At 73.4% G+C, this 13,387-nt stretch carries 11 protein-coding genes; 6 read left to right on the top strand and 5 right to left on the bottom strand.

What is annotated here, in order from left to right; genetic code table 11:
* Positions 1–73: 73 nt before the first annotated feature.
* The 4 genes from LG274_RS05860 to LG274_RS05845 form a co-directional block, all read right to left on the bottom strand.
* Entirely contained in the window at positions 74–2,044 is a 1,971-nt protein-coding gene (locus tag LG274_RS05860; RefSeq protein WP_298985010.1) for an ABC transporter ATP-binding protein, read from the bottom strand.
* Entirely contained in the window at positions 2,041–4,026 is a 1,986-nt protein-coding gene (locus tag LG274_RS05855) for an ABC transporter ATP-binding protein (protein WP_298712592.1), read from the bottom strand. The genes LG274_RS05860 and LG274_RS05855 overlap by 4 nt, the downstream gene beginning before the upstream one ends.
* Positions 4,027–4,101: 75 nt before the next feature.
* On the bottom strand, positions 4,102–5,082 hold the full coding sequence (locus LG274_RS05850; RefSeq protein WP_298712594.1) for a metallophosphoesterase: 981 nt from the start codon (positions 5,080–5,082) through the stop codon (positions 4,102–4,104).
* Positions 5,079–7,259, bottom strand: coding sequence for a transglycosylase domain-containing protein (locus LG274_RS05845; RefSeq protein ID WP_298712597.1), 2,181 nt, complete (start codon positions 7,257–7,259; stop codon positions 5,079–5,081). Before LG274_RS05845 ends, LG274_RS05850 begins: the two co-directional genes overlap by 4 nt.
* 68 nt (positions 7,260–7,327) lie before the next feature.
* On the opposite strand from LG274_RS05845, the gene LG274_RS05840 reads away from it, so the two are divergent.
* The 3 genes from LG274_RS05840 to LG274_RS05830 are packed head-to-tail and all read left to right on the top strand — an operon-like array spanning position 7,328 to position 8,893.
* Positions 7,328–7,495 (top strand): DUF4177 domain-containing protein, encoded by a 168-nt coding sequence (locus tag LG274_RS05840; protein WP_248117929.1) that lies wholly within the window; start codon positions 7,328–7,330, stop codon positions 7,493–7,495.
* A 5-nt stretch (positions 7,496–7,500) separates the two neighbouring features.
* Positions 7,501–7,992 (top strand): RidA family protein, encoded by a 492-nt coding sequence (locus tag LG274_RS05835; protein WP_248117932.1) that lies wholly within the window; start codon positions 7,501–7,503, stop codon positions 7,990–7,992.
* A 37-nt stretch (positions 7,993–8,029) separates the two neighbouring features.
* Entirely contained in the window at positions 8,030–8,893 is an 864-nt protein-coding gene (locus tag LG274_RS05830) for an NUDIX hydrolase (RefSeq protein ID WP_298985004.1), read from the top strand.
* A 54-nt stretch (positions 8,894–8,947) separates the two neighbouring features.
* Here LG274_RS05830 and LG274_RS05825 read toward each other — a convergent pair whose 3' ends face one another.
* On the bottom strand, positions 8,948–9,625 hold the full coding sequence (locus tag LG274_RS05825) for a Crp/Fnr family transcriptional regulator (protein ID WP_248117936.1): 678 nt from the start codon (positions 9,623–9,625) through the stop codon (positions 8,948–8,950).
* A 162-nt stretch (positions 9,626–9,787) separates the two neighbouring features.
* Here LG274_RS05825 and LG274_RS05820 point away from each other — a divergent pair, with 162 nt between their 5' ends.
* From LG274_RS05820 to LG274_RS05810, 3 genes are all read left to right on the top strand, one after another.
* Positions 9,788–11,401, top strand: a complete 1,614-nt coding sequence (locus LG274_RS05820) for a CvpA family protein (RefSeq protein ID WP_298985002.1) — start codon at positions 9,788–9,790, stop codon at positions 11,399–11,401.
* Between the two features lie 109 nt (positions 11,402–11,510).
* A complete protein-coding gene (locus LG274_RS05815; RefSeq protein ID WP_298712605.1) occupies positions 11,511–13,187 on the top strand; it encodes a sodium-dependent transporter in 1,677 nt (558 codons plus the stop codon).
* A gap of 3 nt (positions 13,188–13,190) precedes the next feature.
* Positions 13,191–13,385: a methionine/alanine import family NSS transporter small subunit gene (locus LG274_RS05810; RefSeq protein WP_298712608.1), complete on the top strand. Its 195-nt coding sequence runs from the start codon at positions 13,191–13,193 to the stop codon at positions 13,383–13,385.
* Positions 13,386–13,387 lie beyond the last annotated feature (2 nt).

The following is a 13,387-nucleotide window of genomic DNA, read 5'->3' as shown; positions in this document are numbered from 1 at the left end:
CATCCCAGAATGCTGGGATGGAGACGACGATGTCCCTAGCGAAAGTGTCCGCCTCCGGAGGGGAGAGGATCGGTCAGGTGAGCGAGTCCTCCCACGCCCCGTGGAGTGCCGCGAACCGGCCGCCCTGCGCCACGAGCTCCGCCGGGCTGCCGTCCTCGACGATGCGGCCGTCGTGCACCACGAGCACGCGGTCGGCGATCTCCACGGTGCTCAGCCGATGCGCGATGATCAGCGCCGTGCGGTTGCCCAGCAGCCGCTCGAGGCCGTCCTGCACGAGGCGCTCGCTCGGCAGGTCCAGCGAGGACGTCGCCTCGTCGAGGATCAGCACGGCCGGGTCCGCGAGGAACGCCCGCGCGAAGGACACCAGCTGCCGCTGCCCTGCGCTCAGCCGCCCCCCGCGCTTGGACACGTCGGTGTCGTACCCCTCGGGCAGCGCGAGGATGAACTCGTGCGCGCCCACGGCCCGCGCCGCCGCCTGGATCTCCGCCTCGGACGCCCCCGGCCGGCCCAGCGCGATGTTCTCCGCCACGGACCCGGAGAACAGGAACGCCTCCTGCGTCACCATCACCACGTTGCGCCGCAGGTCCCGGCTCGCCAGGTCCTTCAGCTCCACGCCGTCCAGGGTGAGCGAGCCGGACGTCAGGTCGTAGAACCGCGCGATCAGCTTCACCAGGGTGGACTTGCCCGCGCCGGTCTGCCCCACCACGGCCACGGTCTGCCCGGCCGGGATCGTCAGGTCGAACTCGGGCAGGATCACCTTCTCCGGCCCGTAGCCGAACACGGCGTCGCGGAACTCGATGCGCCCGGAGGCCACGCCCTCGCCGGGGCGCGTCGCCCCCGGCAGCAGCGCCGGCTGGGCGGCCTCGACGACGGCGGGCTCCTCCTCGAGCAGGCCCGAGACCTTCTCCAGCGCGGCGCCCGCGGACTGGAACGAGGAGTAGAACATGGCCACCATCTCCATGGGCTGGAACACGCGGCGCCCGGCGAGCAGCAGCGCCACGAGCACGCCCACCTCGAGGTCGCCGGCCAGCACGCGGAGGCCGCCGAACACCAGCAGCGCCACCACCGTGAGGTTGCCGGTCACCACGAGCACGGGCTGCAGCACGCCGAAGAGGTTCAGCGTCTCCACCATGTCGTCCCGGTAGGCGGTGGCCAGTCGGGTGTACTTCGCGTCGTTGGCCCGCTCGCGGCGGAACGCCTGCACAGCCCGGATGCCCGTCATGGTCTCCACGAAGTGCACGATGGACCGCGCGGAGGACACGCGGGAGCGGCGATAGGCCTCCTCGGAGCGCACCTGGTACCAGCGCACCGCGATCGCCACGGGCACGAACGCGATCAGCAGGACCAGGAACGACGGCGCGTCCAGCAGCACGATCGACGCGGACGTGAACACCATGAACAGCACGCCCGAGACGAGCGAGGACACGCCCTGGTCCAGCAGCTCCCGGAGCGCCTCGAGGTCCGAGGTCTGCCGCGAGATCACACGGCCGGAGGTGTAGGTCTCGTGGAAGCCGAGCGAGAGACGCTGCGTGTGCTGGAACACCCGCACGCGCAGCGCCAGCAGCATGCGTTGGCTCGCCTTGGCCGTGAGCCACTGGTAGACGCCCAGCAGGACGCCCGCGGTCAGGCCCGTCAGGGCGTACACCCCGCCCACCAGGACGACGACGGGCCACGGGTCCGCGCCCGTGCGCACGGCCTCGACCACCTGGGGCAGGCCCCGGTCGATGGCCCACGCGATGATCAGCGGCACGGCCGCCCGCGCCGCGTTGGAGACGAGCACGAGCAGGGCGGTGAGCAGGAGCGTGCCCCGCACGGGCGCCGCGAGCTGGCGCAGCAGCGCCCACGAGCGGCGGCGGACGTGCCGACGCTCCTCGGGCGTGTACTCGAGGGACTCCTCCCCGCCCACCCCGACGACGCGCAGGGAGGCCGCCTGCGCCGGGTCCACCACGGTGAGCGTCGAGGTGTCGGGGCCCGTCACGCCGCGGTCGGCCGGGCGATCCGGTGCCGTGCCGGGCGCCTGCGCTCGGGGATCCTGCGGGTTCATCGGGCGTCCTCCGTGGTCGGGGCGGCGTGGGAACCGGCGGCATCGGCATGGGACGCGGCGTCGCCGGCGTCGGCGAACCGCTCGAGGGTGCGGTCGGCCTGCGCGCCCGTGGTGATGATGTCGCGGTACGCGGCGGAGCGGGCGAGCAGCTCGGCGTGCGTGCCGACGTCGACGATAACCCCGCCCTCCAGCACCGCCACGCGGTCGGCGAGGGCGACCGTGGAGGGCCGGTGCGCCACGATCAGGGTCGTGGTCCCGGCGAGCACCTGCCGCAGCCGGGCGGTGACCGCCTCCTCGGTGCGCACGTCGAGCGCGGAGAGCGGGTCGTCGAGCACGAGGATGGCCGGCCGCGCTGCGATCGCGCGGGCCAGCGCGATGCGCTGGCGCTGGCCGCCCGAGAGGCTGAGCCCCTCCTCGCCGATCTCTGAGTCCACGCCCTCGGGCAGGCCCTTGGCGAACCCGGCCTGCGCGGTGTCCAGCGCGGTCTCCAGCAGCTCCTCGGCGGCGGGGGAGTCCAGGCCGTCGGCGATCGCCTCCGCGGGCGCGCCGAGCAGCACGTTCGCCCGGATCGTGTCGGAGAAGAGGGTGGCGTCCTCGAACGCGATGGACACGCGGCGCCGCAGCTCCTCGAGGGGATACTCCCGCACGTCGAGCCCGTCCACCTCGACGGCGCCACCCGTGACGTCCTGCAGGCGCGGCACGAGCTGCACGAGGGTGGACTTGCCGGAGCCGGTCACGCCCACGAGCGCCATCGTCTCCCCGGGCACGAGCTCGAGGTCGACGTCGGCCAGCAGGGGCGCGGCGTCCGCGGGCGTGTCCGGGTAGGCGAAGCGCGCGTGCCGGAACGCGAGGCGGCCCGACGACGGCGGCAGCCCGTCCAGCACCACGGCCGAGGTGGCCTCCGAGGAGGCGACGGCGCGCGAGGTGGCCTGCTCCTCGGCGGCGTCGGTGCCGGTCGGCGAGGCGATGACGACGGGGGTGCGCATGACCTCGAGGTGCCGGTCGATGCCCGTCTTGGCGGCCAGGGTCATGCCCATGAGCTGGCCGATGCCCTCGACGGGCCGGGAGAGCACGGCCGTGGTGGCGAAGTACGCGGCCAGGGCGCCGACCGTGAGGTCGCCGACGGCCACGAGGTAGACGCCCAGGGCCAGCGCGACGCCGAGCACCACCTCGGGGAGCGCGACCACGAGGCCCGTGAACTGGGCGAGCACCGCGGCCTTGTGCACCTCGGTGCCCTGCAGGGTCTCCGCCTCCCCGCGGAAGCCCTCGAGCGCGTCGGGTCCGCGGCCGAACGCCTTGAGCACGCGGATGCCGTGCACGGACTCCTCCACCGTGGTGGCGAGGTCGCCCGCCTGGTCCTGGGAGAGGCGGGAGGCGGCGCGGAAGTCGTTGCGGAAGCGGAACGAGCGGATCATGATCGGCACGGCGGCCACGAGGTAGAGCAGGGCCAGCTGCCAGGACATGGTGAAGAGCAGCACGAGGCCCACCACGATGGTCACGCTCTCCACCACGAGCATCACGGACCCGAACGCGATCCAGCGGCGCAGCAGGGAGAGGTCCGCCTGGGCGCGCGAGAGCAGCTGGCCGGAGGGCCACGCGTCGTGGAAGCTCGCGGGCAGGCGCTGCAGCCGCCGGTAGATGCTGATCCGCGCCCGGTTCTCCACGTCCGCGGCGGGCGGCAGGATGAAGAAGCGGCGCAGCCAGATGAAGAACGCCTCGGCCAGGCCCAGGGCGCCCAGGGCGAGCGCCGCCCACCACACCCCGGCAGCGGGGTCCGCCGGACCCGGGACGCCGGGGGCCGAGTGCGCGAACACGGTGTTCACGAGCACGCGGATCACCTGGGGGATGGCCAGCGCCACGAGCCCCGCGGCGAGGGCGGCGAGGAGCCCGCCCACCCAGCGGCCGCGCACGCCCTCCAGGTACGGGGCGACCCCGTGCAGGGCGTCGCGCAGGGGGAGGGGCTCGGAGGAGGTGCGGGTCACACGCGCACTCTACCGGCGGCGGCGGACCTCACAGGGCGGGATCGCCCCAGGCAGGTGCGGTTCGGAGGGTCCCGCTCAGACCCGGGGCACGAGGTCCAGCACGACCGCCTCGGGCCGGCACGCGAACCGCACGGGTGCCGACGGCGCCGAGCCGAGCCCGGCGGACACCTCGAGGGGCACGGTGCGCCCCGCCGCGGTCCACGTGGACACGCCCGATGCCTGGGAGCGGGGCAGGTCGCAGTTGGTCACGATCGCCCCGAAGCACGGGAGGCACACCTGCCCGCCGTGCGTGTGGCCGGCCAGCAGCAGGTCGGCACCGTCCGCCGTCATGGCATCCAGCACCCGCCGGTACGGAGCGTGGGTGACGCCGAGGCGGAGGACGCCATCGTCGGGACGGGCCGCCGCACCGGGCGGCGCCGCGGCCTCCTCCGGGAAGCCCGGCCACGCGTCGAGGCCGAGGTGCGGGTCGTCCGTGCCGGCGGCCGCGATGCGCGTCGGCACGCCACCCTCGGAGCCCAGCTCGAGCACGGCCCCCCGGTTGGTCAGGTCCGCCCACCCGGCGGCACGGAAGGCGCCGAACAGCTCGCCGTGCGGCAGCTCGGCCCGCCCGGCCTCCATCCGGGAGGGCCCCCGGAGGTAGCGCAGCGGATTGGCCGGCTTGGGCGCGTAGTAGTCGTTGGACCCGGGGACGAACACGCCGGGCATGTCCAGCAGCGGGCCCAGCGCGTCGAGGACGAGCGGCACGGAGGCCGCCGCGGAGATGGTGTCCCCCGTGTTCACCACGAGGTCCGGCTCCAGGTCCACGAGCCCGCGCAGCCACGCGAGCTTCGCGCGGTGCCGGGGGAGCAGGTGGATGTCGGAAAGGTGCAGCACGCGCATCGGCCGCGCCCCCGCGGGCAGGACCGCGAGCGTATGCGTCCGCACCACCCGGGCCTCGGCCTCGGCGAGGCCCCAGGCCAGGCCGAGGGCCGCCGTCGTGCCCGCGCCGACGGCGACCCGCGCGCCGGTGCGCACGAGCCGCCGTCCATGGCCCCGGGTGAGGTCCACGGTGCTCATTCCGGGACGTTCTCGGGGTCCGCGCCGCCACGCTGGATGTCCTCCACGAAGAAGTCCATGCCGTCCGGGTGCGGACCTTCCTCGCCGGGGTCCTCGGACTGCGGTCCGGAGTACTCGGGGAGCTCTCCCGGGGGGTAGATCTCCTTCGCGCGCTGGTTGAACTCGAGCCAGGACGGGCCGTTGAAGGTGGTGCCATAGAAGACGTCGCGCTTCTGGCCGCGGACGGTCTCGCCGATCATCGACTTCAGGTTGGTGTACCGGCCGGACCACACGGCCGTCGCCAGCTCGGTGGTGTAGCCCACGAACCACGTGGAGGAGTTGTTGTTGTTGGTGCCGGACTTGCCGGCGAACTCGTAGCCCGCGCCGTCCGGGGCCAGGTTGTAGCCGGCGTGGTGGCGCAGAACGGGGGTCAGCTCGGCCACGTGCTCGGGGGCGACGACCTGGGTGCAGGTCGGCTCGCCCACGTCGTACTGGTTGCCGGTGGTGTCCGTGACCTCGAGGATCGCGCGCGGCTCGCAGTACAGGCCGTTCGCGGCGAGGGCCGCGTAGGCCCCGGCGAGGGAGAGCGGTGCCACGGAGTCCGAGCCCAGCAGGAAGGTGGGCTCGTCCGGCTGCAACGGGGAGCCGTCGATCGCCCGGCGGATGCCCAGCTGGGTCGTGAGGTTCGTGATGTCGCAGAGGTCCATCTGGTAGGCCGTGGCCACGGTCGGCGTGTTGACGGACCAGAAGATGCCCTCGTCGATGCGGTCCCGCTTCACGAGGCCGTCCACCACGTTGTTGATGTTCCAGTCGGTGCCGATGCTGACGTACCCGCCGGGCCGGCACGAGGCCTGGAAGCGGGTCCCCGCGGGGTAGAGGTTCCGCGAGGCGTCCACGGTGTCCACCAGGTGGTTGCCGTTGCGCAGCCACGCGAGCGCCACGAAGGGCTTCAGGGTGGAGCCGGCCTGGAAGCCGGCGCCGCCGCCCCACTCGCGCTCCGCGTTGAGGTTCAGCGTGGTCCGGCCCAGCTCGTCCTTGATGGCGTACTCGGTGTTCTGGGCCATCGTGCGGATGTTGCCCGTGCCCGGCTCGAGGGACACGAGGGCCTGGCCGGCGCCGTAGGCCTCGTCGTTCGGGATGGCGCGGCGCGTGATGTCCTCGGCGGACTTCTGCAGCTCGGTGTTCAGGGTGGTGCGGATGGTCAGGCCGCCGCGGTCCAGGAGGGCGCGGCGGGAGAGCACGTCGGGTCCGAAGGTGGGATCGGCCAGGACCTGGCGCTCCACGTAGTCGCAGAAGTAGGCGCCGAACTCGGCGTTGAGGCAGCCGGACGGCACGCCCTTCATCACGACCTCGAGGGGCTGGGCGAGGGCGTGCTGCAGCTCCTCCTCGCTCAGGTAGCCGTTGTTGCGCATGGCGCGCAGCACGGTGTCCCGGCGGTTCGTGGTGCCCTCGGGGTTGCGGGAAGGGTTGTAGCCGGTGGGGGACTGGACCATGCCGGCCAGGGTGGCGGCCTCCCAGCTCTCCAGCTCGGCGGCGGGCTTGCCGAAGACGTACTGGGACGCGGCCTCCACGCCGTAGGCGCGGCCCTGGAAGAGCGTGATGTTGAGGTAGCCCTCGAGGATCTGCTCCTTGGACATCTGCTTCTCCGCGGCCACCGCGAGCTTGATCTCCTTGACCTTGTCCGACACGTTCTTGTTGCCGGAGATGGTCAGGCGGGAGTCGCCGCGGATCTGCTGTGAGTTGATCAGCAGCTGGTTGACGTACTGCTGGGTCAGCGTGGAGGCTCCCTGGGTGGAGTCCGAGGTGGCGTTGTGCACGGCCGCGCGGACCAGGCCGCGGGCGTCCACGCCCTCGTGCTGGAAGAAGCGGGCGTCCTCGATGGCCACGATCGCGTGCTCCATGTGGTCCGAGACCTGGTCCAGGGTGACCGGCGTGCGGTTCTCCGCATAAAATGTGGCCAGCACCTGGCCGTCCTCCGAGACGATCGTGGAGGGGACCGAGACGGGCTCCGTGGGCAGCTCGTCCGGCATCCGGTCCAGCATGTCCTGCCCCACGCCCACGCCCGCGCCCGCGAGGCTCACGGCCGGCAGCATCAGCCCCGCCACGAGCAGCCCCGCCAGAGCGGAGAGCCCCAGGTACGCCAGCATCCGTCCGAGGACGCTGGAGCGAGCGGGGAGGGGGGACTTGCGGGACGCCATGGCGGGAAGTGTATCCCGCGTGGCTGGGCCGCCCTGCGGGCGGGACGCGTGCTCGCTACGCTGGTCCCATGACCCAGCACACGCGGTGGGAGTACTCCACCATCCCCCTCCTCATCCACGCGACCAAGCAGATCCTCGACCAGTGGGGTGAGGACGGCTGGGAGCTCGTGGCCGTGATCCCCGGCCCCGAGGGCGCCAACCCCGTGGCCTATCTCAAGCGCCCCAAGGCCGCGTGAGCCCGATGACCGAGCCCGACCGCCCCTCCTGGGGCTCCGGGACCGCGGCGGACCGGCTCGCCGCGCTGGGCCTCGCCCGGCCCGCCGTCGCCGCCCCCGTGGGCTCCTACGTCCCCGCCGTGCGGGACGGGGACCTCGTCCTCACCTCCGGCCAGCTGCCCTTCGTGGACGGCGCCCTGCCGGCCACCGGCAAGGTCGGCGCGGAGGTGGACCCGCAGCGAGCCGCCGAGCTGGCCCGCGTCGCCGCGGTGAATGCCGTGGCGGCCGTGCATGAGGTGGTCGGCGACCTCGAGCGCGTCGTCCAGGTGGTCAAGGTGGTCGGCTTCGTGGCCTCCGCCCCCGACTTCACCGGTCAGCCCGGCGTGATCAACGGCGCCTCGGACGTGCTCGCCGAGATCTTCGGCGACGCGGGCCGCCATGCCCGCTCCGCCGTCGGCGTGGCCGTGCTGCCCCTGGACGCGCCCGTGGAGGTCGAGATCACTGTCCGCGTCCGCTGACGCCGCCGCGCGGCGGGTCCCCGTCCCGGACCAGGACGTGGACCTCACCCGCCAGTGGCTCGCCCAGCGATTCCGGCAGGTGCGCCCCGCCCGTCCGGCGTCCGCCGTCGTGATGGTGCGCGAGGGGACGGACGGGCCCGAGGTGCTGCTGCGCCACCGGACGGGGAACACTCCCCTCGGGCGGGTGGGCCTTCCCGGGGGCTCGCTCTCCACCTCGGACGCGGAGACGTGCCGGTGGTTCGGGCCCGAGCCCGCGCGCTGGTCCGCGTGCCTCGGCATCCCGGATCGGCGTCGCGCCCGCCAGCACGTGGTGGCCGCGGTCCGCGAGCTCTTCGAGGAGACCGGCGTCCTGTTGGCGGGGCGCTCGGACGGGGACATCGTGCTCCAGCCCCGTGGCCGCACCTGGGGCGGGACACGGGCCTCCCTCGAGCAGGGGGAGGCGGGACTGCCCTCGCTCCTGGACTCCCGCGGTCTGGGACTGCGCGCCGACCTGCTGCGCCCGCTCGAGCGCTGGCAGAGCGCCCTCCACAGCCACCGGCGCTTCGACACGGTGGTGTTCGCCGCGGCCCTGCCGCCGCAGCAGACCGCGTCGGAGGCGGCCGCCGGCGCGAGCGAGCGGGGCTGGTGCTCCGCGCGACGGATCCTCGAGGGGCCCGTGGCCCTGCCCGGTCCGGAGGGCTGGCTCGGCGAGGCGGGCACGGTGCGCCTCGACCAGGTCTCCACGCCCATGACCCAGGCGCTGCTGCGGCGTGTGGCCGCCCACCGCACGGCCGCCGCCTTCCTGCTCTCCCTCACGGAAGGGGTGGGGCGGGGCGCCATCCCGCAGCGCACCGTGGTCACCGAGCCCGACGACGGCAGCGGCCGCCTGTGGATGCACGCCGAGGAGACCGGGCGGCACTGAGCACACACGAGGGGGCCCGCCTTTCGGCGGGCCCCCTCGTGTGTGCGGTGCGGGTCAGCGCGAACGCTGGCGCAGGCGCTGCAGGTCCAGGATCACGACGGCGCGGTTCTCGAGGCGGATCCAGCCGCGCTGCACGAACTCGGCGAGCGCCTTGTTCACGGTCTCGCGAGAGGCGCCCACCAGCTGGGCCAGCTCCTCCTGCGTGAGGTCGTGGGCCACGAGGAGCCCGTCCGCCGCGGGGCGGCCGAAGCGGTCGGCCAGGTCCAGGAGCGCCTTCGCGACGCGGCCCGGAACGTCGGAGAAGACCAGGTCCGCGAGGGACTCGTTGGTCTTGGACAGGCGCTGGGCGAGGGCCTGGAGCAGCTGGAGGGAGACCTCGGGGGAGGACGCGATCGCGCGGCGCAGGTTCTCGTGGCGCAGGCCCGCGAGGCGGGCGGCCGAGACCGCAGTGGCGGTGGCGCTGCGCGGCGCGGGGTTGAACAGGGCCATCTCGCCGAAGATCTCACCGGGGCCGAGCACGGCCACGAGGTTCTCGCGCCCGTCCGGAGCCGTCCGGCCGAGCTTCACCTTGCCGGACATGATCACGTACAGCTGGTCGCCCTGATCGCCCTCGTGGAACGCGGACGAGCCGCGCGAGAGCTCCACCTCGGTCAGCTCGGAGGTCAGGATGGCGAACACCTCGTCGTCCAGGTGAGTGAACAGCGGGGCCTTCCGCAGAACCTCGAGATCCATGTGCGTCCTTCCTCTGCCTGTCTCACCCCGACGGCGTGCCGCCGAAGTCTGTCCGGTCCATTGTGCCCCATGCCCCTCGAGGCTGCCGATACCCTGGAGTCCCCCACGGCGCCTGCCGACGCGGACGCACCGCGCGGGGAGAGGATGAGGAGTGGACACGGGATGATCTTCGGCCTGACCTGGTTGGACGCGGTGCTGCTCGTGCTCCTGGTCATGTTCTTCGTGCAGGGCCATCGCCGTGGCCTCGGCGTCGTGCTGGGCAACCTGGCGGGGTTCATCGCGGGCGCGCTCATCGCCTTCCTCGCCGTGCCCGTCGTCTCCCAGTGGGCCACCGGCACGGGCTGGCGGTGGGTGCTCACCCTGGTCACGGTGGTGGCCCTCGTCGCCTCGGGCCAGTACGTCGGCGCGGCGATCGGCGCGCAGCTGCGCCTGCGCATCGGTCCGCCCGTGCTGCGCCGCGTGGACCGGCTCCTCGGCGCGCTGGCGTCGGTGCTCGTGGCCGCGCTCGTGATGGGCCTCCTCTCCTTCTCCCTCGGTGCACTGGGCAACACCGCGGTCACCCGTGAGGTCGCCCGGTCCCGCGTGCTCACCACGGTGGACGCCGCCATGCCCGACGCTGTCCTCTCGTGGGCGGCCCGCGCCCGCGCCGCGGTCGCCGGCCTCGACGGCCTCCCCGAGGTGGAGCTGCCCGCACCCGCCGAAGACGCCGACGCGCCCGACCTGCCGCCCGTGACCGCGGCGCTCGGCTCCGGCGCCACGGGGTCCGGCGGCCCCGACGCCGCTGCCGTTCCCGGCTCCTCGGCCGCGGCCCCCGGTGGTGAGCCGTCCGGCGGCGCGGCCCCTGCGGACACCCCGGGCGCGGCCCGGCCCGGCGAGGCCGGCACCCCCGGCGACGCGGGCACCCCGGGCGAGCCGGGGTCGGCCACGTCTGCCGACGACTCGGCGGGAGCGGGGCCTGCACCGCTCCCCAGCACCCCCGCGCAGGGGGAGCCCGGCGCGTCCCAGCCCGGCGCGCCCGAGCCGGACGCCGCACCGTCGCGCTCCCAGCCGGACGCGCCCGCAGACCCGGCCTCCTCCGCGCCCGCACCGGCCGCCGCGGCGTCGAGCCCGACGACGGCGGCTGCCCGTCCATCCGGACCGGCCGCCGCACCGCAGCCGGCGCCGGCCGCGGACGTGTCCCGCTCCGTGGTCCGCCTGACCGGCACCGCCACGGCCTGCGCGCAGGTCCAGAGCGGCTCCGGAGTGGCGATCGCCCCGGACCGCGTGCTCACCAACGCCCACGTGGTGGCCGGCGTCCCCGCGCCCACCGTGCTCGACCGCGACCGCGGGGTGTACGCGGCACGCGTCGTCCTCCTGGACACGGCCCGGGACCTCGCGGTGCTCGCCGTCGACGGGGCGCAGCTGCCCGTGGCGCGTCTGGGTGCGGAGCTGGGCGTGGGCGACACGGCCACGGCCATGGGCTACCCGGACAGCGGCCCGTTCGCCACCACCGCCGCCCGCGTGCAGGCCGTGGGCGAGGTCCCGCTCGAGGCCGTGGGCGGCGGCGCCGTCTCCGCGGTGGACGTCTACACCCTCGAGGCGGACATCCGCCACGGATACTCCGGCGGGCCCGTGGTGGCGGAGGACGGCACGCTCGCCGGCCTCGTGTTCGCCCGCGCGCCGGGGTCGGGTCAGATCGGCTACGCCCTCACGGCGGACGCGATCGCCCGGACAGTGGCGGTCGCGCCCAGCCTGAGCTCCACCGTCTCCGCGGGGCAGTGCGTCGTGGGGGGCTGACCCGCACCACGGCCGCGTCTGCATCCTGGACGCGGGTTCCCACGCATCGGACGATGTCGTATTGTGTGGTCGATCACATCTGCACCCCGTCCTTCCCCGGAGGTCCCCCATGTCCACATCCGTCTCCGCCACGGACGCCGCACCGCGGCAGTCCCGTGAGGAGTTCACCGGCCGCTGGGCCTTCATCCTCGCGGCGATCGGCTCGGCGGTCGGCCTCGGCAACATCTGGCGCTTCCCCTACGTGGCGTACGAGAACGGCGGCGGCGCCTTCGTCGTCCCCTACCTCATCGCGCTCCTCACCGCGGGCATCCCCCTGCTGTTCTTCGACTACGCGATCGGCCACCGCTTCCGGGGCTCGGCGCCCCTGGCCTTCCGCCGGCTGAACCGCTGGGCCGAGGCCATCGGCTGGTGGCAGGTGCTCATCTGTGTGGTCATCGGCATCTACTACGCGGCCATCATCGCGTGGTCCATCCGCTACACGGGCTTCTCCCTCACCCAGGAGTGGGGCGACGACCCCGAGGGCTTCTTCAACGGGACCTACCTCCAGGTGGCCGACGCCCCGCAGCCCTCGTTCGACATCGTGCCCGGCGTGTTCTGGCCGATGCTCGCGGTGTGGGTCATCCTCATCCTCGTGATGGGCTTCGGCATCCGCCGCGGCGTCGCGCTGGCGTCCATGATCGGCATCCCGCTGCTCATCGTCATGTTCCTCGTGCTGGTCGTCATCGCCCTCACCCTGCCGGGCGCCACGCAGGGCCTCGACGCCCTCTTCACCCCGAACTGGGCGGCCCTGGCCGAGCCGGGCGTGTGGATCGCGGCCTACGGGCAGATCTTCTTCTCCCTCTCCGTGGGCTTCGGCATCATGATCACCTACGCGTCCTACCTGAAGAAGCGCACGAACCTGACGGGCTCCGGCCTCGTGGTCGGCCTGTCCAACTCGGGCTTCGAGATCCTCGCCGGCATCGGCGTGTTCTCGGCGCTGGGCTTCATGGCGCAGGCCTCCGGCGTGCGGGTGGACGAGGTGGTGGCCAGCGGAATCGGCCTGGCCTTCGTCGCGTTCCCCACGCTGATCTCCCAGGCCCCCATGGGCGCCCTCGTGGGCATCCTCTTCTTCGGCTCCCTCGTGATCGCGGGGTTCACCTCGCTCATCTCCATCCTCGAGGTCGTGGTCTCGGCGGTGAAGGACAAGCTGGGCTGGGGCCGCTGGACCACCGTGCTGGTGGTGGTCGGCCTCTCGGCCGTCGTGTCCCTCGCACTCTTCTCCACCACCACGGGCCTCTACATGCTGGACACCATGGACGCCTTCGCCAACAACTTCGGCATCGTGGGCGCCGCCCTCATGTCGGTGCTCGTGGTGACGGCCGTCCTGGGCTCGGCGCGCCGGATCGTGGCCCACCTCAACGCGGTCTCCTCGTTCCGTGTGGGCGGGATCTTCACGCTGCTGATCGGCGTGGTCATGCCCCTGGTGCTCTCCTACATCTGGCTCTCCTGGATCATGGAGACCATCCGGGACGGCTACGGCGACTACCCGGGCGACTTCCTCGGCCAGTACGGCTGGGGCCTGGCCCTCGGCTCGGTGGCCTTCGCGGTGCTGCTGTCCCTGATCCCGTGGTCCAAGAAGTCGAACCTCTATGAAGAGCCCGTGGAGAACGAGATCCACGGCGACCTCATCCCGACCCACGCGGTCCCGGCCGGCACCACGCCCACCGGCGCCATCCCCGTGGTCCGCACGGACACGACGGACCCATCCGTCGACGCGGCGGCCCGTGCCGTCCGGAAGGAGCACTGAGCCATGAGCATCGCAGCCATCATGATGATGACCCTCGCGATCGTCCTGGTCTGGGGAGGTCTGGTCGTCGCGATGATCCACCTCGTGCGGCACCCGGACGAGACCTCCGGCCACCTTCCGGACGAGGCCTGGGACGCAGCCGACGAGGAGGCGTTCGGAGCCCCGGTGGACGACGACGCCCCCGCTCACCGCGTCTGATG

This window comes from Micrococcus antarcticus (genome assembly GCF_044872765.1).
GTDB lineage: Bacteria > Actinomycetota > Actinomycetes > Actinomycetales > Micrococcaceae > Micrococcus.
This window is presented reverse-complemented; position numbering and strand designations above follow the sequence as displayed.